Origin of the sequence: Alteromonas gracilis (assembly GCF_043642145.1) — a bacterium.
Classification (GTDB): Bacteria; Pseudomonadota; Gammaproteobacteria; order Enterobacterales; family Alteromonadaceae; genus Alteromonas; species Alteromonas gracilis_B.
In genome coordinates this window covers 82,020-100,235 of record NZ_JBHZRZ010000003.1, presented here as the reverse complement: position 1 = coordinate 100,235, position 18,216 = coordinate 82,020, and the positions used below count along the sequence as shown (strand labels likewise).

The window sequence follows — 18,216 nt, the reverse complement described above, 5'->3', positions numbered from 1 at the left end:
ATGTGACCATATTTATTCTTCGTCACTACCGCGGTTAAACAGGAACTGCCCTATAAGATCTTCTAGAACTAGCGCCGATTTTGTATCTTGAAGGTAATCGCCATCTTGTAAATTCGCGACACCGTCGAACGAAAAACCAGGCTGAAACCCAACGTATTGTTCACCCAATAGGCCCGAGGTCAATATAGAGACCGAACTGGTTTCAGGGAATCCGTTGTATTCATTCAAAATTGACAGCTCAACCACAGGAGTAAAGTCTTCTTGGTCTAGAGTGATAGACGACACACGGCCAACCGTTACGCCACCTACTTTTACCGCCGACCTTGGTTTAAGACCACCGATATTGTCAAACTTCGCGTATAGCGTATAAGTATCACCTTCGGTTGCTACTGTTTGATTAGCCACTTTTAGTGCCAATAACAACAGCGCACCTATAGTGAGCATGACAAACACGCCAACCATTACTTCCGTTTTATACTTACTCATTCCTATCCCCTACTCGATACCAAACATAAGGGCGGTTAGCACGAAGTCCAGCCCTAATACTGCTAATGATGAATAGACCACCGTTTCGGTAGTCGCCTTGCTGATCCCTTCCGATGTTGGAATAGAATCGTAACCTTTAAATATGGCAATCCACGTCACAACCAAGGCAAACACGAGGCTTTTTATTACGCCGTTTATGACATCTTGGTTCCAATCTACTGTTGACTGCATAATTGACCAGTAGCTGCCGGCGTCAACACCCAGCCAATCTACGCCAACTAAATGGCCGCCCAGAATACCTATGGCACTGAAAATTACCGCAAGCATTGGCATGGCTAACATTCCCGCCCAAAAGCGCGGGGCAACAATGCGTCTAAGCGGGTCAACCGCCATCATTTCTAAACTACTCAATTGCTCAGTGGCTTTCATTAAGCCAATTTCAGCGGTCAGTGCTGAACCTGCACGCCCAGCAAATAGCAGCGCAGTCACTACTGGTCCAAGCTCGCGCAACAGAGACAGCGCAACCATTGGGCCTAAGCTACCTTCAGCACCGTAATCAACTAATATGGTATAGCCTTGTAACGCCATTACCATGCCGATAAATAGGCCCGACACCATTATGATAAGAAGCGACTGTACGCCAACAACGTAAAGCTGCTTAATGGTTAATGGAATATTTTTAACTCTTGGAACGGCAAATAGCGCGCCTAGCAACATTAATGCTGCCCGGCCAACCGCCGTAATTTTACCTATGGTATTAGCACCCGTTGATTGGAAGAAACTCATTTGTCTGCCCCCAAAAAGCTTGTTTTCAATTCAGGTGCGGGATAGTGAAATGGCACAGGACCGTCTGCCTTTCCTTTTAAAAATTGTTGAACCAACTCAGATTCACTGTCTTTGATTTGCTGCGCCGTTCCTTCACCAATGACGCGCTTGTCAGCCAATATATAGATATAGTCGGCAATGGTAAGCACCTCGGTAACATCATGCGTCACCACAATACTGGTTAGGCTAAGTGCATCGTTAAGCTCGCGAATTAGCTTAACTAGCACGCCCATTGAAATGGGGTCTTGTCCGGCAAAAGGTTCATCGTACATGATTAAATCTGGGTCAAGGGCTATTGCCCTTGCTAATGCAGCGCGCCTGGCCATACCGCCAGACAATTCACTGGGCATAAGCTTAGCAGCACCGCGCAATCCGACAGCCTGTAGCTTTAAAGCGACAATCGTAGCGATAACATCTTCTGGAAGCTTAGTATGCTCGCGAAGAGGGAATGCCACATTGTCGAATACACTCATGTCAGTAAAGAGTGCGCCACTTTGGAAAAGCATACTCATTCTACGGCGGGTTTTGTAAAGCGACTTTCTCGACATAGAAACAATTGAGTCGCCATCAAATTTTACATCGCCTTCATCTGGCGTTAGCTGCCCGCCAATTAGACGCAGAAGAGTGGTTTTACCTATACCACTAGGTCCCATAACCGCGGTAATTTTACCTTTGGGTACTTTAAGCGAGATACCATCGTAAATGATGCGATCTGAACGCTTAAAGGTTAGGTTATCTACTTCAACTAAATGATCCATAGTTTTTTAAATGTCGACCCCTGACGTAAGACTGTGGCTATGCATCTAGCTTTCACAATCTACATTGAATTTGTTAAGTGAATAAGAGAAACCCAAGTATTCAAATTTTATGCCCTTAAGCAAAGAATACTTGTTATGTTTACTCAACAGTGTACTTTATGAACACATAACACCAAGAAAGTTTACTCAGCAGTGTAGTTTATTAACTCAACTCGCTGAATACGTTCACTGGGCGGTGTAATTTGGTGTCATTGTACGCTTTTTCAAGACCCTCGCCAAAGTCAAAAAGTTACAATTTATGTTCGATTAAGACGAATGCTAGGTATCACACGCTCAAGTGCAAACCACCTCGTTTCAACTTCCACATTGGCTTCAAGCACGTTTATCCTATTTCGTTGTTTATTAACTGAAACTGAATACAGCAGTTCGCACACCTAGGTTTACGTACCACTCTCGATTAAGCAGAAATTTACGTCAATTGACGGCATTTGATGAAAATAAAACGTCGCGAGCATAGGCAAATGGCACTCTTTTTGCGACAATCTAGCGAAATACTTTCAAATACAGGTTGTTGTGCTTTTAAACATTGTCATTTTTCTGGTTGGGCTAATTGTACTTAGCTGGAGCGCTGATCGTTTTGTCTATGGGGCTTCTGCATTAGCGAAGAACATTGGTATATCTCCAATGATGATCGGACTAACTATTGTCGCCATGGGTTCGTCAGCACCTGAGATAGTGGTTTCTGCTATTGCCTCTGCAAATGGCAATATGAATACGGCCGTAGGTAATGCGTTGGGTTCTAACATTACCAACGTGGCGTTAGTGCTGGGTATCACCGCACTAGTAAAACCCTTGCTGGTATCCTCTACAACGCTTAGACGCGAGCTCCCTGCACTTCTTGTTATTTCCTTGATTGCGCTTGGCTTTTTGTTTGATGGCGAGCTTAGGTCCTATGAAGGCATTATATTGCTTGGCTTATTCATTTTTGTATTGGCAATGATGGCGTGGCTGTCTCTTCAGGTAGATAAAGAAGATCCTTTAGTTGCTGAAACAGCAGACGAAATTCCCAAAGGCGTTTCAAATACATCAGCACTTATCTGGATTGGCGTAGGCTTAATAGTTTTACCATTAAGCGCACACTTTTTAGTAAATTCAGCGGTAGAGATTGCCAGGTATATGGGCATATCTGATTTGGTGATTGGCCTTACGATAATTGCACTAGGCACAAGCCTTCCAGAACTTGCCGCCAGTATTGCAGGCGTTCTAAAAGGTGAAGACGATTTAGCGCTAGGTAACATTATTGGCTCTAATATATTCAATTTGCTTGCTGTACTTGGAATGCCTGGGCTTATCGCCCCGGGAACGCTCGACCCAGATGTTTATAATCGAGACATGTACGTTATGCTTGGATTGACTTTGCTGTTGTTCCTATTCAGTTTCGATTTAATTGGTAAACGCACAATATCAAGAACGAATGGATTCACACTTTTGGCTTGCTTTATCGGCTATCAATTCTGGCTATTCGGATAATCATGAATACACAAACTCAGATGAACTATATCGACTCGGCAAAACGCGTCATTGAAATTGAAACGCAAGCCATTGCTAATTTGGCTGACCGTTTAAATGATGATTTTACTGCTGCATGCAACATTCTCTTTGCCTGCGAGGGTAAGGTAGTCGTTAGCGGTATGGGAAAATCTGGGCATGTTGGTAATAAGATAGCCGCCACACTAGCAAGCACTGGCACCCCCGCTTTTTTCATGCATCCTGGCGAAGCAAATCACGGCGACCTTGGCATGTTAAGCAAGGGCGATGTGCTGCTGGCAATTTCTAACTCAGGTGAAACCAATGAGTTGGTGAATTTGTTACCTGTGGTTAAACGTTTAGGCATCAAAGTGGTTGCAATGACTAACAGCGAATCAAGCTCGCTGGGGCAACACGCTGACGTAGTACTTAATATTAGTGTAGAGAAAGAAGCCTGTTCGCTGGGTCTTGCGCCGACATCAAGCACAACCGCCACTTTGGTGATGGGCGACGCGCTTGCCGTAGCCCTGCTTGACCACAAAGGCTTCACTTCTGATGATTTTGCACTGTCTCACCCAGGCGGTAGTCTTGGCAGAAAGTTGCTGCTTAAGGTAAGCGATATAATGCAAACGGGTAGTGATATACCGCTTGTCAGTGAAGATGCTTCCGTTGCCGACGCGCTACTAGAAATATCAAAAAAAGGCTTAGGGATGACTGGTGTCACTTCGCCAGATAACACACTTGCTGGCGTATTTACTGACGGTGATTTGCGACGCATTCTAGATGCTCGTATTGATGTGCACAGCGCAACGGTCAAGGATGTTATGACTAAAGGCGGTAAAACCACTACAGAAGAACAGCTTGCCGTAGAAGCACTCAATTTAATGGAAACGCACAAGATAAGTGCCTTAATGGTTACCGATAATCATCGAAAACCTGTTGGGGCTTTTAACATGCATATGCTATTGAAGGCAGGAGTGCTATAAATGACGACCACCTTGTATACCAATATGGACTCTGCACTATTTACTAAGTTAGCCAAAGTGAAGCTATTGGTTTGTGATGTTGACGGTGTGTTTTCCGATGGCCGCATTTACTTAGGCAACGACGGGGAAGAGCTAAAAGCTTTTCATACTCGTGACGGCTACGGCGTTAAAGCACTGGTGAGTAATGGCGTTAATGTTGCAGTGATCACCGGGCGTCGTTCTGCTATTGTTGAAAACAGAATGAAAGCGCTGAATGTTGCGCATATTATTCAAGGCGAAGAGAATAAAGCAGACGCGCTTAATGAACTAATGAAAAGTCTTGGTTTAAGCACTGATGAAGTCGCGGCTGTAGGTGATGACATGCCAGACACGGGTATGTTTAAGCACGTAGCCATTAAAATTGCCGTTGCCGATGCACACCCATTTGTCGCTAATCAAGCTAATTGGGTTACTACACTCCCCGGCGGATTTGGAGCCGTACGAGAAATATCCGACACCATTTTGCAAGCCAAAGGGGTGACCAATGAAATTTTTGGAGCAAGTGTATGAGCCTGTTTGGCTTTAATCGCTTAGGGTTAAGTATTTCAGCGCTGTTTATTTTGGCCATGCTGATGTATATACCTACGTGGATGGAAGAACAGCCTGAAGCACTCGGCAGCAGCGAGAATGATGCACTTAAGCCCGCCTATAAAGCGAAAAACTTAACCACCACGCTTTACAATCAAAACGGTGAGTTAAACCACAAAGTGTTTGCAGAGTCGATGGAGCATTACGACCAACTTGGCTTTGTGCTATTCCAGCAGCCAAAGTATACGCTTTACACCGAAAACGCGTCTTCTCCATGGGTGGTAACAGCTAAAGAAGGTACGCTTTATAACAACGAGCTTATTCAATTGGAAAGCGACGTTTATATTGAGAACCAAACCAGTGATGACTTTGTCAAAAGTATATCAACGCAATACATTCAGATTAATTTAGAAACCAAACAAATGACATCCGATCAACCCGTTGAAATTCTGGGTTCGCAATATGTCATTTTAAGCAATGGGTTTAACGCGAATTTACGCACACAAGAATACGAGCTTTTGAATCATGTACAAACCACTTATTCCCCTAGCAACTAGTCTATTACTTGCCATCGCTAGCGGTGCGTTACACGCCAGTGAAGATGATTTTTCGAAGCCCATTAAAATAGGCTCGAACTCACAGTTTATCGACGGTAAAAATAAAACCGCGTTGTACAAAGATGACGTACTTATTACGCAAGGTTCGTTGGTGATTGAAGCTGACGAAGTGGAGGTTATTGCAACTGAAGGTGGTGGCCGAGAAATATTTATTGCCAGAGGGAAGCCAGCGAGCTATTCGCAGAAACTAGAAGACGGTACTCCCGTATCTGCGAAAGCTAATGAAATACGCTATGAAGTGGTAAATCGCACCATTTCTCTAGCGGGCAATGCTGAATTGAAGCAAGACACCAGTAAAGTACAAGGTGACAACATTACGTTCGATATGATCACTGAGCAACTTCTTGCCACTGGCGGCGAAGGTAAAGATGGTGAAGGTCGCGTAACCACCGTATTTACACCTGAGGTAATTCGAAAAGCATCGTCTAAGAAAGACCAAAAAGATAACGAGGGCAATGAATAGCAATGGCAACTTTGAGCGCTAAAAACCTTGCTAAAGCTTACAAGTCTCGACAAGTAGTCCGCGATGTAAGCCTTTCGGTCTCAACGGGTCAAATTGTCGGCCTTCTTGGCCCTAATGGTGCTGGTAAGACCACCACATTTTACATGATTGTGGGGTTAGTAAATTTAGACAAAGGCAAGATTGAAATCGACGATAACGAGCTTACCCACCAACCTATGCACGAGCGTGCACGCCGCGGTATTGGCTACCTTCCGCAGGAAGCGTCGATTTTTAGAAAATTAACGGTACATGAAAATATCATGGCCATTTTGCAAACCCGTAAAGATTTAAATTCACAGCAGCAAGAAGAAGAAGCCGATGCGCTACTTGATGAATTTAATATTAACCATATACGTAATAGTACGGGAATGAGTTTGTCAGGGGGCGAGCGCCGTCGCGTTGAGATAGCACGCGCGCTGGCAGCAAAACCACAATTTATTTTGCTAGATGAACCATTTGCTGGTGTTGATCCAATATCAGTTAATGATATAAAGAAGATAATACAACATCTTCGCGATAGGGGTATTGGTATCCTTATCACGGACCATAACGTACGAGAGACATTGGATGTCTGTGAAAAGGCGTACATTGTGAGTCATGGCGAGCTTATTGCGCAAGGAACGGCGGAACAGGTTTTGAGTAATCAAAAAGTAAGGGATGTATACCTAGGCGAACAATTCAGGCTATAGTTAATGTAACCGAATTGTCATTTTTCAGTTTCGCTCTGGTATATTCAATTTAGAGCATTTAAATAAGACGTAGATGAAACCATCTTTACAGCTAAAATTTAGCCAACAACTTACCATGACACCTCAGCTTCAGCAGGCCATTAAACTGCTGCAGCTTTCTACACTTGATCTTCAACAAGAGATCCAAGAAGCGCTCGACTCTAATCCACTTTTAGAAGTAGAAGAAGGAAACGATGAGCCGCAGTTAGAAAAGAACAATATCGACAATGATGACAGCAGCGCTGAAGCTACTGCTTCGGCATCGAGTGACACGCTAGAAGCAGGTGATGCATTAGAGAAAAATGATCTGCCCGACGAGCTGCCGATCGACAGTACGTGGGATGAATACTATTCTGCCTCGTCTGCGCCAGCCCCTGGCCCGTCTAATGACGACGAGCAAATATTCCAAGGTGAAACCACAGAAGATATTCAAGAACACTTGTTGTGGCAAATGCGCCTTACCCACTTCTCGGATACCGATCGCGCTATCGCGACAGCTATCATCGACTCTATTGACGAGTCCGGCTATTTAACCGTAACGCTTGACGATATTTTAGAAGCCGTTAACGACGATGATATGGAAGAACCTATCGAAATGGACGAAATAGAATGTGTATTAAAACGCATTCAAATGTTCGACCCTATTGGTTCTGGCTCGCGTTCTCCGCAAGAATGTCTGATGGTGCAGTTACGTCAATTTTCTGAAGACACACCTTGGCTTGTTGAAGCTAAACAGCTAATTGAAGAGTACTCTGACCTGCTCAGCAGTAAAGATTACCGTACGCTAATGCGTAAAAGCCGGTTGAAAGAAGATCAGCTTCGCGAGGCCATGCGTTTACTACAAACCTTGAATCCTCGCCCAGGTAGTGCTTTAGTTACTAAAGAGCCTGAGTACGTTATTCCTGATGTCTCGGTAACCAAGAAAAATGGCCGTTGGGTAGTTGAGCTAAACCCCGACAGTCTGCCAAAGTTAAGCGTTAATCAACAATACGCAGCAATGAGTCGCCGTGCAAAGAACAGTAGCGACTCACAATTCATCCGCTCACACATGCAAGAGGCCAAGTGGTTCATAAAGAGCCTAGAATCTCGCAACGAAACCTTAATGAAGGTTGCAAACTGCATTGTGCAGCAACAAATGGGCTTTTTTGAGCACGGCCCGGAGATGATGAAACCAATGGTGCTAAATGATGTCGCAGAAATGGTAGATATGCACGAATCGACTATTTCACGCGTAACAACGCAAAAATACATGCATACGCCTCGTGGAATCTTCGAATTAAAGTATTTCTTCTCAAGCCACGTTGCAACCGAGTCTGGTGGTGAGTGTTCATCTACAGCGATTCGTGCATTGATCAAAAAATTAGTGGCAGCTGAAAAGCCTAGCAAGCCGCTAAGCGATAGCAAGATTGCTTCATTGTTGGCCGAACAAGGCATTAAGGTTGCTCGGCGAACAATAGCAAAATACCGGGAATCGTTGTCGATCCCGCCGTCGAACCAACGCAAGAGCCTTATTTAAACAGGCTTAATTATATAAGGAAGACGAAATATGCAAATCAACCTTACTGGTCATCATGTCGAAATCACCGACTCTTTGCGTAATTATGTCGATACGAAGTTCAGCAAACTTGAACGTCACTTTGATCACATTTCTAATGTGCATGTCATCCTGAACGTTGAAAAATTAAATCAAAAAGCCGAAGCGACCGTTCATTTAAGTGGCGCTGAAGTATTCGCATCCTCAGAAAATACCGACATGTATGCGGCGATTGACAGCATGGTTGATAAACTCGACCGGCAGGTAATCAAGCATAAGGAAAAACTGAAAAAACATTAGTAGTTAATTGAGCATGGATATACAAGCCATCGTAAGTCTGGACCGCACCGAGTGTGCGGTTCAGTGTAATAGTAAAAAGCGAATTCTTGAGATAATTGCTGATATCGCTGCCAAAAATAATGAAAATATTGACTCGGCAACGGTACTTAATAGCTTAATGTCTCGAGAGCGAATGGGCAGTACGGGTATTGGTAACGGTATTGCATTGCCACATGGCCGTTTAGCGGGGCTTAAGAAAGTGATAGCCATTGTTGTCACCAGTACGCCTGCGATTGACTTTGACGCGATCGACGAAAAGCCCGTGGATATATTCTTCGCCCTGCTCGTTCCTGAAGAGCAGACTGAAGGTCACCTTCAAACCTTAGCCACAGTGGCAGGTAAACTAAACGACAAAGACACAATTAAAGCAATACGTCGCGCCACTACAAGCGACGATATTCTTTCTGCATTGGGTTAATCATATAGCGCCGAAAAACGGTTGAAGTGACGGCGCTACCATAGACAACACATATGCGATATAACCAGAATATGAGGGAGAAATTAGGTGAAGCTGATCATAATCAGTGGTCGTTCGGGGTCTGGTAAATCTGTCGCACTTCGCGCACTGGAAGATTTAGGCTATTACTGTGTTGATAACATTCCGGTAAACCTGCTCCCTACTCTAACTCACACTGTTGTCGATGAGTACGATCAAGTCGCGGTGAGTATTGATGTTAGAAACTTACCTAAGAATCCCGATGATCTCGTTGAGATTTTAGACTACCTTCCTTCATCATGGTCGATGACCATTGTTTACATTGACGCCAGCGATGATGTTTTGGTCAAGCGGTTCAGTGAAACCCGTCGTCTTCACCCGCTTGCAAAGCTTAACAAATCACTTTCAGAAGCAATTAAAGCCGAGTCAGCGCTGCTTGCACCTATTACTGAGCGTGCTGATTTGTACTTAGATACCGATAAACTCACCATTCACCAACTTGCTGAGCTTATTCGCGAGCGAATTCTTGGTAAGAAAAGCTCTCGCTTGGTTTTAGTGTTTGAGTCGTTCGGGTTTAAACACGGAATACCCAAAGATGCGGACTATGTTTTTGACGCACGCTTTTTGCCTAACCCGCACTGGGAACCTGATCTTAAGCACCTCACTGGGCTTGATGCGCCTGTAGAAGTATTTTTAGGCTCACAGCCTGTTGTAACCAAATTCATTTGGCAAATTCAGAACTTAATCACTACATGGCTTCCCCATTTAGAGCGGAATAATAGAAGCTATGTCACGGTGGCAATCGGCTGTACTGGCGGCCAACATCGCTCGGTTTATATCGCGCAAGCCTTGTCGAAAACATTCAGCGAAATACATCCGGATGTACAAATTCGCCATAGAGAGCTCAATCAATAATGACAATTCAAAAAACGCTGACTATCGTCAATAAATTAGGCTTACATGCCCGAGCGGCCACTCAGCTTGTAAAGCTTGCTAACCAATTTGACGCTAAGATTATATTGAAAAAAGGCGATAAAGAGGCTGACGCAAGCAGTGTATTAGGCCTGATGATGCTCGAAAGCCATCAAGGTGAGCAAGTTGATGTCATTGTTGATGGAAGCGATTCTGAGAATGCACTTACTGCAATAGAAGAACTTATCGAAGGCAGATTCAACGAAGATGAGTAATTAGACCTGCCAGCTCAATTGACGAATAAATCAACACTTAGCGCAGTTAGTTGAAAAACCTGCGTAAAACCCACGCGATTGTCATGACATATTCATTATAATTGCGATATTCTACGGCCACTTAGGCTTGATAGCCTGCTCTGTTCATTATTTAACTTGTAGGAATGACGCCTTATGGCAGAAGCGCTTGTTTCTAAATACGTACAAACTCAATTACGGGCACTCAATGCCGCGTTGACCAACGGTCAGTTTGTCTCTGTACGTAAGCTTCTGCTTGAACTACCTCCTTCTGACGTCGCCCACATTCTTGAGTCTAGCCCGAGTAGAACCCGTGACGAACTATGGGAGCTGATTGACGGTGACTTTCACGGCGACATTCTAGAAGAACTCTCTGATGATGTTCGAAACGGAATCATTACCAAGATGCTTCCTGCCAATGTGGTTGATGCACTTGAAGAGATGGATACCGATGACTTAGCAGAAACGCTAAGCAGCCTTCCTGAGCCGGTATTAGCAGACATTCTTGATTCAATGGATGCGCAAGACCGAGTACGCGCCGAGCAAGCGCTATCTTATGGTGAAGAAACCGCTGGTTTCATCATGAACACAGATACCATTACGTTGCGTCCAGACGTAACCATTGATGTGGTTCTGCGTTACATTCGCTTAAAAGGGGAATTACCCGAAAACACCGATACCTTTTATGTGGTCAATAGAACCGACAACCTTGTAGGTATTGTGCCTGTTACCCGTCTACTGACCGCAGACACCGACGACAAAGTGTCTGACGTGATGGACGAGGAATCGGAAGCGATTCCTGTGAATATGCCAGACGATGAAGTAGCCAGCCTTTTCGAGCGCTACAACTGGCTGTCTGCTCCCGTTGTAGATGAAAATCACCGCTTAGTAGGTCGAATTACAATCGATGACGTGGTTGATATTATTCGTGAAGATGCTGAGCACTCTATGATGAGTATGGCGGGCTTAGATGACGATGAAGATACCTTTGCACCCGTTATGCAAAGTACTAAACGTCGTTCAGTATGGCTAGCGGTTAACTTGGTCACCGCGCTAATGGCAGCAATGGTAAGCGATTTGTTTGAAGCCACACTTAGCCAGCTTGCCGTACTTGCCATTTTAAACACAATAGTGCCCAGTATGGGCGGCGTAGCGGGTAACCAAACCTTAACGCTGGTTATTCGCGGTATGGCACTAGGCCATGTTAACGCTAGTAACTCCCGATGGCTTATTACAAAAGAGCTATCCATTGGCTTTTTAAATGGAGCAATATGGGCCGTGCTAATCGCGTCTGTTATTGCGCTATGGAAGCAAGACTATATGCTTGGCGTCATCATCGCCTTTGCCATGTTGGTAAATATGATCGCGGCAGGCCTTGCCGGTGCAACGTTACCTATGATCATGAAGCGTCTTAAAATTGACCCTGCACTTGCTGGTAGCGTGATACTCACTACTATTACCGATGTGGTGGGCATCTTTGCCTTCTTGGGTACGGCAACCCTATTCTTAATTTAATTTTTCATCAATAAATTGTGCGATGCGTTTCACCTAAGCGCTCAGTGCTTTTTGGGTGTAACCATTAATGTTTAGCTTGTAACCTACGCCCCACACGGTTTCTACCAGTTGTCCGCCATTTTCAATGCTATTCACTTTATCGAGCTTCGTACGCAATCGGTTGATGTGGGTGTTTACCGTGTGTTCATAGCCTTCATGGTTATATCCCCACACCTCGCTGAGCAATTGATTGCGAGAAAACACCTGATTAGGATGACGGCAAAAATAATCCAGTAACGTAAACTCCCTAGCGGTTAACGATAATACTTGGCCATTTATGGTTACACTGTGATAGCGTTGATCGACTTTCAAGGGGCCAATTTCAATGCGCTCATCGCTTTCTAGCGACGTCCTTATGCCTTCTTGGCTTGGCATGCTTCGGCGCATATGAGAGCGAATTCGAGCACAAAACATACGTTCGCAAAACGGGCCTGCAAGGTAGTCATCTACGCCTACTTCGTAATAGTCTGCTTCATCAACCGCTTCATCAGCAGGCTCGCCAAGCCATGCATGCCTTTCGCTCTCCACCGCCATTACCCAGCTTTCAGGATTATCTGCCACTAAGCTCTCAATGCGACGAAGGCACATTACACTGCCGTGCGACTCTGCAATAACTAGCGAGTAATGCTGCGCCGCAAGCAGTGACGACGCAGACTGGAAGTTAGAGACCGCGTCGTGCACATAGCCGTGCTTACTCAAGCATTGCGATATGGTTTGTTGAAACTTATTTCCACTGTAGATAACAAGGATCATATCCCGCTCCTAATACGCCGATAAAAGACAAGACCGGACCTGTTACAAATTTATTCCAAGTAAATAACAAATTTTTTAGCCCAATTCACTTTTGAGTAATTTCTAACAGCTCTGTGATTGTTTGAGACGAATCTGTGTGCTTTTTGTGATACTTCTGTGATGAATTGCGCATTTTACTGCCCTAAATTTTTATGCGATCTAAGCCATAAACAAGGACAATAAGATGAAATTCACTAAACTCGCCAGCGCAACCCTACTGTCGCTCGCAACACTTTCAGTAAGCCAAGCGGTTACTTTAGACATTGAAATTACCAATTTAACGCAAGCGCAAAGTTTTACTCCCCGCTTAGTTATCGCCCACGATGAAACAGTAGATGCATTTGAAGTTGGGCAGCCTGCGTCATCAGCCTTGGCGTGGCTTGCCGAAGCGGGCGTTATTGATGACGAACAAAACGCAGATTCGAGCGGCGCCAACTTCGAAGCCGCATTAGGGCCTGTTGATACTGACAATGGCTCGAATACATGGCATAGATTTGGCGGTCTACTTGCTCCGAAAGCAACGCTTAGCTACCCATTTGATACCATGGACAAACCTTACCTTTCGCTACTTTCTATGCTTATACCGACAAACGATGCTTTTGTTGGCATGGACAGCATTGAAATTCCTACTGAGCCAGGCACCTACACATACTACCTAAATGCCTATGATGCAGGTACTGAGCTTAACGACGAATTAAACAGTGCCCGTACTGACGTGGTTGAAGCGGGGACTGGCAATGCATTAGGTGGGTATGGCGTGCCAGGTGTTGCAGGAGGTAGCGCACCGACTCGCATAGTTGATTTAGGTACAGGTGGTACAGGCGTTGGCGCACAAGTGGTTAACGGTGAAATTGAAGACGGTGAAGACGGCCCGGTTCACATTCATCGCAATGCGCTAGGTGACACTGATAACGCCGCTGGCGCGAGTGACTTAGACTCAACGGTACACCGTTGGTTAAACCCAGTTGCACGTGTAGTTATTACTGTTCCTGCATCTTAAGGAGCCAATACAATGAATAATCCAATAGTTAAACTCAGCACATTATTAATGCTCTCTGCATTACTTGCTGCCTGTGGAGATGATGGTGACACAGGCCCAGCAGGTCCACAAGGTGAAGCAGGTACTGACGGTCAAGATGGCGAAGACGGTTTAGATGGTGTAAATGGTAACTCTGCCGTTTATACCGTGCAAATCACTAACCTTACATACTCGCAACCATTTGCACCCGCTGCGGTAATTCTGCATGAAACCGGATACAACGCATTCTCTGAAGGTGCCCCAGCCAGTATGGGCATTGAAATAATGGCCGAAGGCGGCGATCCGTCTATGGTTATTACTGAGGCGATGGAATCTACTGACTTCTTAGACGCTCAAAACTCTGGCGGTATATTAGCGCCCCGTTCTATGGGCAGCGAGCAAACGCTTGTGGTACCAGAGCTTGATGCTGATAATTTGCGCCTTACAGTAACAACGATGCTGGTTAATACCAATGACGCATTTACAGGGCTTAATGCGGCAGATGTAAGCAATATGGCGGTGGGCGATTCAAAAAGCTTTATGTCCGTTACTTGGGATGCAGGCACAGAGGCTAATACAGAAACAGCAGCGACTATGCCAGGACCTGCAGCAGGTGCAGCTGGAGGCGGCGGTGAAGCTGCGGGCTATGATGTGGTAAGAGATGACCTTGCCGACGCCGTTAGGCTTCACCAAGGTGTGGTAACTAGCGCGAACGCTGACGACCCAAGCCGTGAAGGATTGACTACATCGGTGTTAACCGAAGCGCACCGTTTTGACTTCCCAACCAGTCGTGTAGTAATAACTCGAACCCGCTAGTTTACTTTGCGGTTCGTTAATTAAGTATGTACGGAAAACTCAAAAGCGCCCTGTTATTTTCATAATGGGGTGTTTTTTTATGAGGGTACGAACAGTTAATTAAATAGAAGAGAATAAACGAAGGCTTACAGATACTGGAGCTGCATGGGATAGCATCAGTAAGAAAGAATAAAAGCTGGCTTTGTGATGAAGTTAGTTATCACAAAGCCAGATTTAACTGTGTTGCTTTATAAGTTATTTAGCCAATTACTTAATAACCTACTTAATTACTTTGAGGGTAGGCTTACCCTTTTTAGGCGGAACTGGTGCGTCTTTCACATCGCTAGCGTCAGCATCGCCTAACGACGTTGGGCCGTTAGGCTGTGAAACATCTTCAGGCGTCTCGCTTCGCTCTTGCTGAGCTCGTGCCACGTCTTCTTCGGTGGCAAACACGGTACCAGCACCATTTTCTCTTGCGTAAATAGCCATTACCGCTTCACACGGCATGCTTAGTCTTCTAGGTTGACCAGAAAAACGCGCCTGAAATGACAAGCCATCTAAATCAAGAGAAAAATTAACACACGCGCTAGGTGATACGTTTAAAACGATCTGGCCGTCTTTAACGAATTCCTGAGGCACTTCAACCAACTCATTGGTTGCATCTACCACAATGTACGGTGTTAAGTCGTTATCAACAATCCACTCATAAAAAGCCCTAAGTAAATAGGGCTGGTTTGACGTCATAGATGTCATAGTGGGTTGTGGATCTCACGCTCTTGGTCAGTTAATGACGCTTTAAACGAGCTGCGAGAGAAAATGCGGTTCATGTAAGCATTAATTTCTTTGCTGCCAGCACCGTTTAACTCAATACCCAGTGCAGGTAGACGCCACAATAGTGGAGCAAGGTAGCAATCAACTAAGCTGAACTCTTCGCTCATGAAGTAAGGCATTTCACCGAACACAGGAGCAAGCGACAACAACGCTTCGCGCAATTCGTTGCGTGCAGCTTCTACATCACCTTCGCCGCGGAAAATGCGTGCAGCAAGCGAGTACCAGTCTTGCTCAATACGGTGCATCATAAGACGGCTTTGACCACGTGATACAGGATAAACCGGCATTAGCGGTGGATGAGGAAAACGCTCATCAAGGTATTCCATGATGATGTGCGACTTGTAAAGTACAAGTTCGCGATCAACTAGAGTTGGAACAGTACCGTAAGGGTTAAGCTCCAACAGATCTTCAGACAGGTTGCTAGGATCTGTGTAGCTGATTTCAACACCCACACCTTTTTCTGCCAACACAATGCGCACCTGGTGGCTATAAATATCAATTGTGTCAGAGAACAACGTCATTATAGAACGTTTATTCGCGGCTACGGCCATTCAATTTCCTCCGTCGAGAAACAAGTTTACGCTTACCAAAGGCAAGCTTATTACGTTAACTCGTGCTACCTGAACACTCTTGAAACAAGGGTTTTCAGGTAGCACGAGTAAATACCAAAAAAGGGGGCGAGAAGCCCCCTTTTCATATTATACATAAATCTGTGCGATTAGTGCACTTCTCGCCAGTATTCTTTCTTCAGTAAGTAAACAAAAACAAACAATACTGCGATGAAGATAAGTACCCACTTACCGATTTTGTGAGATTCAAGTTTTGAAGGCTCACCTGTGTACTCTAGGAAGTTCACAATATCAGCAACGGCTTGGTCGTACTCGTCAGGAGACATTGAGCCAGTACCGTCAGACTTAATACCTACATAACGCTTAATCATTTCGCCATCAACCATTTGCTCTTCGTATGTACGTGTTGGCGTACCTTGAAGTGGTTGAAGTACGTGCGGCATACCTACTTCCGGGAATACCGTGTTGTTCACACCAAACGGACGGCTTTCGTCAACATAGAAAGAACGCAAGTAGGTGTAAATCCAGTCTTCACCACGAACACGAGCAACAAGCGTTAGGTCTGGTGGCGCAGCACCAAACCATGTTGCAGCTGCCTCTTCAGGCATTGCGCGAGTGATGTAGTCAGACACTTTCTCACCCGTGAACTGCAAGTACTCTTGGCCCAATTCATCAGGAATACCCAAATCTTGGAATGAACGCTGATAGCGCTGATACTTCATTGAGTGACAGCCCAGGCAGTAGTTCATGAACAATTGTGCACCGCGCTGCAAAGACGCCTTGTCGGACAAATCGATAGGCGCTTTGTCTAGGTGCACATTTCCGCCTGCCGCAAGCGCTACGCCAGGTAGGAAGAAGGCTAAAAAGCACATCATTTTTTTCATTTAGAAATCCTCTCTGGCACAGGTTTAGTGTTTTCGTTTTTGCTGTACAAGAACAGTGCGATAAAGAAACCGAAGTACATTACCGTAGCAACTTGCGATGCAATGATTTTCCAGTTTTCTTGTGGTGTACCACCTAGGTAACCTAGGAAAACAAACACAATAGCAAACACAATTAGGTTAACTTTGTGTAGACCACAACGATAGCGCCATGATTTAACGCGACCACGGTCCACCCAAGGCAATGCAAATAGTGCCGCAATTGCACCAAACATTGCTAGTACACCGAATAGCTTGTCAGGTACCGCTTTCAAGATTGCATAGAACGGTGTGAAGTACCAAACAGGGAAAATATGCTCAGGCGTCTTCAACGGGTTAGCAATTTCAAAGTTAGGGTGTTCTAGGAACTTACCGCCCATTTCAGGAGCAAAGAACAACACATAAGTAAACAGTGCTAGGAATACACAGAACGCTACCAGGTCTTTAAGCACAATGTGCGGGAAGAACGGCAATACGTCGTCAGCAATATCGTACTTGCTTGTGTAGTATTCGTGAATTTCATATTTAGTCTTTTCAGACTCAGGAAGTGAACCTTTCTTGTGCTTAATCGCGATACCGTCTGGGTTGTTTGAACCCACTTCGTGAAGTGCAATGATGTGTAGGAACACAAGAATAACAATAACCAATGGCAACGCAATAACGTGTAGTGCGAAGAAACGGTTTAGCGTAGCGCCAGAGATAACATAGTCACCCTGTAACCAGATAACAAGGTCAGGACCAACAACAGGAATAGCGCCAAATAGCGATACGATTACCTGTGCTCCCCAGTAAGACATTTGCCCCCAAGGTAGTACGTAACCCATGAATGCTTCTGCCATAAGTGCAAGGTAGATGAACATACCAAACACCCATAGAAGCTCACGAGGCTTCTGATAAGAACCGTAAATCATGCCACGGAACATGTGTAGATATACCACAATAAAGAACGCTGACGCGCCAGTACTGTGCATGTAACGGATGATCCAACCGTAGTCGATCTCACGCATGATGTACTCAACAGAGGCGAATGCACCTTCTGAAGATGGAACGAAGTTCATGGTCAACCAAATACCAGTAACAATTTGGTTTACCAAAACAATAGTAGCTAGGAAACCGAACACGTACCAAAAGTTCATGTTCTTTGGAGCAGGATATTGAAGAGCGTGCATATTCGCAACGCGCATCATTGGGATGCGTTCTTCAATCCAACCTAGGAAAGCATTCATG

The 18,216-nt window shown here is 45.0% G+C and carries 22 protein-coding genes; 14 read left to right on the top strand and 8 right to left on the bottom strand.

What is annotated here, in order from left to right:
• Window positions 1–12: 12 nt before the first annotated feature.
• The 3 genes from mlaD to mlaF are packed head-to-tail and all read right to left on the bottom strand — an operon-like array spanning window position 13 to window position 2,069.
• Window positions 13–486, bottom strand: coding sequence for an outer membrane lipid asymmetry maintenance protein MlaD (mlaD, locus tag ACHUFN_RS07400; RefSeq protein WP_394221690.1), 474 nt, complete (start codon window positions 484–486; stop codon window positions 13–15).
• A 9-nt stretch (window positions 487–495) separates the two neighbouring features.
• Window positions 496–1,272, bottom strand: coding sequence for a lipid asymmetry maintenance ABC transporter permease subunit MlaE (gene mlaE / locus ACHUFN_RS07395; protein WP_394221689.1), 777 nt, complete (start codon window positions 1,270–1,272; stop codon window positions 496–498).
• Window positions 1,269–2,069 (bottom strand): phospholipid ABC transporter ATP-binding protein MlaF, encoded by an 801-nt coding sequence (mlaF, locus tag ACHUFN_RS07390; protein WP_394221688.1) that lies wholly within the window; start codon window positions 2,067–2,069, stop codon window positions 1,269–1,271. Before mlaF ends, mlaE begins: the two co-directional genes overlap by 4 nt.
• A 573-nt stretch (window positions 2,070–2,642) precedes the next feature.
• Between mlaF and ACHUFN_RS07385 the strand changes: the two genes are divergently transcribed.
• The 12 genes from ACHUFN_RS07385 (at window position 2,643) to mgtE (ending at window position 12,025) form a co-directional block, all read left to right on the top strand.
• A complete protein-coding gene (locus ACHUFN_RS07385; protein ID WP_394221687.1) occupies window positions 2,643–3,599 on the top strand; it encodes a calcium/sodium antiporter in 957 nt (318 codons plus the stop codon).
• Between the two features lie 2 nt (window positions 3,600–3,601).
• Window positions 3,602–4,582, top strand: coding sequence for a KpsF/GutQ family sugar-phosphate isomerase (locus ACHUFN_RS07380; protein WP_394221686.1), 981 nt, complete (start codon window positions 3,602–3,604; stop codon window positions 4,580–4,582).
• The gene (kdsC, locus tag ACHUFN_RS07375; protein ID WP_394221685.1) at window positions 4,583–5,131 is read left to right on the top strand and encodes a 3-deoxy-manno-octulosonate-8-phosphatase KdsC; all 549 of its coding nucleotides are present in this window, start codon (window positions 4,583–4,585) and stop codon (window positions 5,129–5,131) included.
• Window positions 5,128–5,706 carry an LPS export ABC transporter periplasmic protein LptC gene (gene lptC / locus ACHUFN_RS07370; protein ID WP_394221684.1) on the top strand — a complete coding sequence of 193 codons (579 nt, stop codon included), beginning with the start codon at window positions 5,128–5,130 and terminating at the stop codon, window positions 5,704–5,706. Before kdsC ends, lptC begins: the two co-directional genes overlap by 4 nt.
• Window positions 5,675–6,229, top strand: a complete 555-nt coding sequence (lptA, locus tag ACHUFN_RS07365; RefSeq protein ID WP_394221682.1) for a lipopolysaccharide transport periplasmic protein LptA — start codon at window positions 5,675–5,677, stop codon at window positions 6,227–6,229. Before lptC ends, lptA begins: the two co-directional genes overlap by 32 nt.
• A 2-nt stretch (window positions 6,230–6,231) precedes the next feature.
• Window positions 6,232–6,957 carry an LPS export ABC transporter ATP-binding protein gene (gene lptB / locus ACHUFN_RS07360; protein ID WP_014948343.1) on the top strand — a complete coding sequence of 242 codons (726 nt, stop codon included), beginning with the start codon at window positions 6,232–6,234 and terminating at the stop codon, window positions 6,955–6,957.
• A gap of 73 nt (window positions 6,958–7,030) precedes the next feature.
• A complete protein-coding gene (locus ACHUFN_RS07355; protein WP_394221681.1) occupies window positions 7,031–8,512 on the top strand; it encodes an RNA polymerase factor sigma-54 in 1,482 nt (493 codons plus the stop codon).
• Window positions 8,513–8,542: 30 nt separating this feature from the next.
• Complete coding sequence (hpf, locus tag ACHUFN_RS07350; protein ID WP_012517338.1) at window positions 8,543–8,830, top strand: ribosome hibernation promoting factor; 288 nt, start codon at window positions 8,543–8,545, stop codon at window positions 8,828–8,830.
• A gap of 13 nt (window positions 8,831–8,843) precedes the next feature.
• Window positions 8,844–9,287, top strand: a complete 444-nt coding sequence (ptsN, locus tag ACHUFN_RS07345; RefSeq protein WP_394221680.1) for a PTS IIA-like nitrogen regulatory protein PtsN — start codon at window positions 8,844–8,846, stop codon at window positions 9,285–9,287.
• An 87-nt stretch (window positions 9,288–9,374) separates the two neighbouring features.
• Window positions 9,375–10,220: an RNase adapter RapZ gene (gene rapZ / locus ACHUFN_RS07340; protein ID WP_394221679.1), complete on the top strand. Its 846-nt coding sequence runs from the start codon at window positions 9,375–9,377 to the stop codon at window positions 10,218–10,220.
• Window positions 10,220–10,492, top strand: a complete 273-nt coding sequence (locus tag ACHUFN_RS07335; protein WP_394221678.1) for an HPr family phosphocarrier protein — start codon at window positions 10,220–10,222, stop codon at window positions 10,490–10,492. The genes rapZ and ACHUFN_RS07335 overlap by 1 nt, the downstream gene beginning before the upstream one ends.
• A 174-nt stretch (window positions 10,493–10,666) precedes the next feature.
• Window positions 10,667–12,025 carry a magnesium transporter gene (gene mgtE, locus ACHUFN_RS07330; RefSeq protein ID WP_394221677.1) on the top strand — a complete coding sequence of 453 codons (1,359 nt, stop codon included), beginning with the start codon at window positions 10,667–10,669 and terminating at the stop codon, window positions 12,023–12,025.
• 33 nt (window positions 12,026–12,058) lie between these two features.
• Here mgtE and ACHUFN_RS07325 read toward each other — a convergent pair whose 3' ends face one another.
• Window positions 12,059–12,817, bottom strand: a complete 759-nt coding sequence (locus tag ACHUFN_RS07325) for a response regulator transcription factor (protein WP_394221676.1) — start codon at window positions 12,815–12,817, stop codon at window positions 12,059–12,061.
• Window positions 12,818–13,040: 223 nt separating this feature from the next.
• Between ACHUFN_RS07325 and ACHUFN_RS07320 the strand changes: the two genes are divergently transcribed.
• The gene (locus ACHUFN_RS07320; RefSeq protein ID WP_394221675.1) at window positions 13,041–13,856 is read left to right on the top strand and encodes a spondin domain-containing protein; all 816 of its coding nucleotides are present in this window, start codon (window positions 13,041–13,043) and stop codon (window positions 13,854–13,856) included.
• A gap of 12 nt (window positions 13,857–13,868) precedes the next feature.
• Window positions 13,869–14,690: a spondin domain-containing protein gene (locus tag ACHUFN_RS07315; protein WP_394221673.1), complete on the top strand. Its 822-nt coding sequence runs from the start codon at window positions 13,869–13,871 to the stop codon at window positions 14,688–14,690.
• A 258-nt stretch (window positions 14,691–14,948) separates the two neighbouring features.
• On the opposite strand, the gene ACHUFN_RS07310 is transcribed toward ACHUFN_RS07315, so the two are convergent.
• The 4 genes from ACHUFN_RS07310 to ACHUFN_RS07295 all read right to left on the bottom strand — a co-directional run bounded on the left by ACHUFN_RS07310 (window position 14,949) and on the right by ACHUFN_RS07295 (window position 18,215).
• Window positions 14,949–15,422, bottom strand: coding sequence for a ClpXP protease specificity-enhancing factor (locus ACHUFN_RS07310; protein ID WP_394221672.1), 474 nt, complete (start codon window positions 15,420–15,422; stop codon window positions 14,949–14,951).
• Entirely contained in the window at window positions 15,419–16,051 is a 633-nt protein-coding gene (gene sspA, locus ACHUFN_RS07305; RefSeq protein WP_012517332.1) for a stringent starvation protein SspA, read from the bottom strand. The genes ACHUFN_RS07310 and sspA overlap by 4 nt, the downstream gene beginning before the upstream one ends.
• 167 nt (window positions 16,052–16,218) lie before the next feature.
• Window positions 16,219–16,953 (bottom strand): cytochrome c1, encoded by a 735-nt coding sequence (locus tag ACHUFN_RS07300; RefSeq protein ID WP_394221671.1) that lies wholly within the window; start codon window positions 16,951–16,953, stop codon window positions 16,219–16,221.
• Window positions 16,950–18,215 (bottom strand): cytochrome b, encoded by a 1,266-nt coding sequence (locus ACHUFN_RS07295; RefSeq protein ID WP_394221670.1) that lies wholly within the window; start codon window positions 18,213–18,215, stop codon window positions 16,950–16,952. Before ACHUFN_RS07295 ends, ACHUFN_RS07300 begins: the two co-directional genes overlap by 4 nt.
• Between the last annotated feature and the right edge of the window lies 1 nt (window position 18,216).

Excerpts from the sequence above, each read along its gene's own strand:
- mlaD (WP_394221690.1), bottom strand. The coding sequence starts at position 486 with ATGAGTAAGTATAAAACGGAAGTAATGGTTGGCGTGTTTGTCATGCTC.
- mlaE (WP_394221689.1), bottom strand. The coding sequence starts at position 1,272 with ATGAGTTTCTTCCAATCAACGGGTGCTAATACCATAGGTAAAATTACG.
- mlaF (WP_394221688.1), bottom strand. The coding sequence starts at position 2,069 with ATGGATCATTTAGTTGAAGTAGATAACCTAACCTTTAAGCGTTCAGAT.
- ACHUFN_RS07380 (WP_394221686.1), top strand. The coding sequence starts at position 3,602 with ATGAATACACAAACTCAGATGAACTATATCGACTCGGCAAAACGCGTC.
- kdsC (WP_394221685.1), top strand. The coding sequence starts at position 4,583 with ATGACGACCACCTTGTATACCAATATGGACTCTGCACTATTTACTAAG.
- lptC (WP_394221684.1), top strand. The coding sequence starts at position 5,128 with ATGAGCCTGTTTGGCTTTAATCGCTTAGGGTTAAGTATTTCAGCGCTG.
- lptA (WP_394221682.1), top strand. The coding sequence starts at position 5,675 with ATGTACAAACCACTTATTCCCCTAGCAACTAGTCTATTACTTGCCATC.
- lptB (WP_014948343.1), top strand. The coding sequence starts at position 6,232 with ATGGCAACTTTGAGCGCTAAAAACCTTGCTAAAGCTTACAAGTCTCGA.
- ACHUFN_RS07355 (WP_394221681.1), top strand. The coding sequence starts at position 7,031 with ATGAAACCATCTTTACAGCTAAAATTTAGCCAACAACTTACCATGACA.
- hpf (WP_012517338.1), top strand. The coding sequence starts at position 8,543 with ATGCAAATCAACCTTACTGGTCATCATGTCGAAATCACCGACTCTTTG.
- ptsN (WP_394221680.1), top strand. The coding sequence starts at position 8,844 with ATGGATATACAAGCCATCGTAAGTCTGGACCGCACCGAGTGTGCGGTT.
- ACHUFN_RS07335 (WP_394221678.1), top strand. The coding sequence starts at position 10,220 with ATGACAATTCAAAAAACGCTGACTATCGTCAATAAATTAGGCTTACAT.
- mgtE (WP_394221677.1), top strand. The coding sequence starts at position 10,667 with ATGGCAGAAGCGCTTGTTTCTAAATACGTACAAACTCAATTACGGGCA.
- ACHUFN_RS07325 (WP_394221676.1), bottom strand. The coding sequence starts at position 12,817 with ATGATCCTTGTTATCTACAGTGGAAATAAGTTTCAACAAACCATATCG.
- ACHUFN_RS07320 (WP_394221675.1), top strand. The coding sequence starts at position 13,041 with ATGAAATTCACTAAACTCGCCAGCGCAACCCTACTGTCGCTCGCAACA.
- ACHUFN_RS07315 (WP_394221673.1), top strand. The coding sequence starts at position 13,869 with ATGAATAATCCAATAGTTAAACTCAGCACATTATTAATGCTCTCTGCA.
- ACHUFN_RS07310 (WP_394221672.1), bottom strand. The coding sequence starts at position 15,422 with ATGACATCTATGACGTCAAACCAGCCCTATTTACTTAGGGCTTTTTAT.
- sspA (WP_012517332.1), bottom strand. The coding sequence starts at position 16,051 with ATGGCCGTAGCCGCGAATAAACGTTCTATAATGACGTTGTTCTCTGAC.
- ACHUFN_RS07300 (WP_394221671.1), bottom strand. The coding sequence starts at position 16,953 with ATGAAAAAAATGATGTGCTTTTTAGCCTTCTTCCTACCTGGCGTAGCG.
- ACHUFN_RS07295 (WP_394221670.1), bottom strand. The coding sequence starts at position 18,215 with ATGAATGCTTTCCTAGGTTGGATTGAAGAACGCATCCCAATGATGCGC.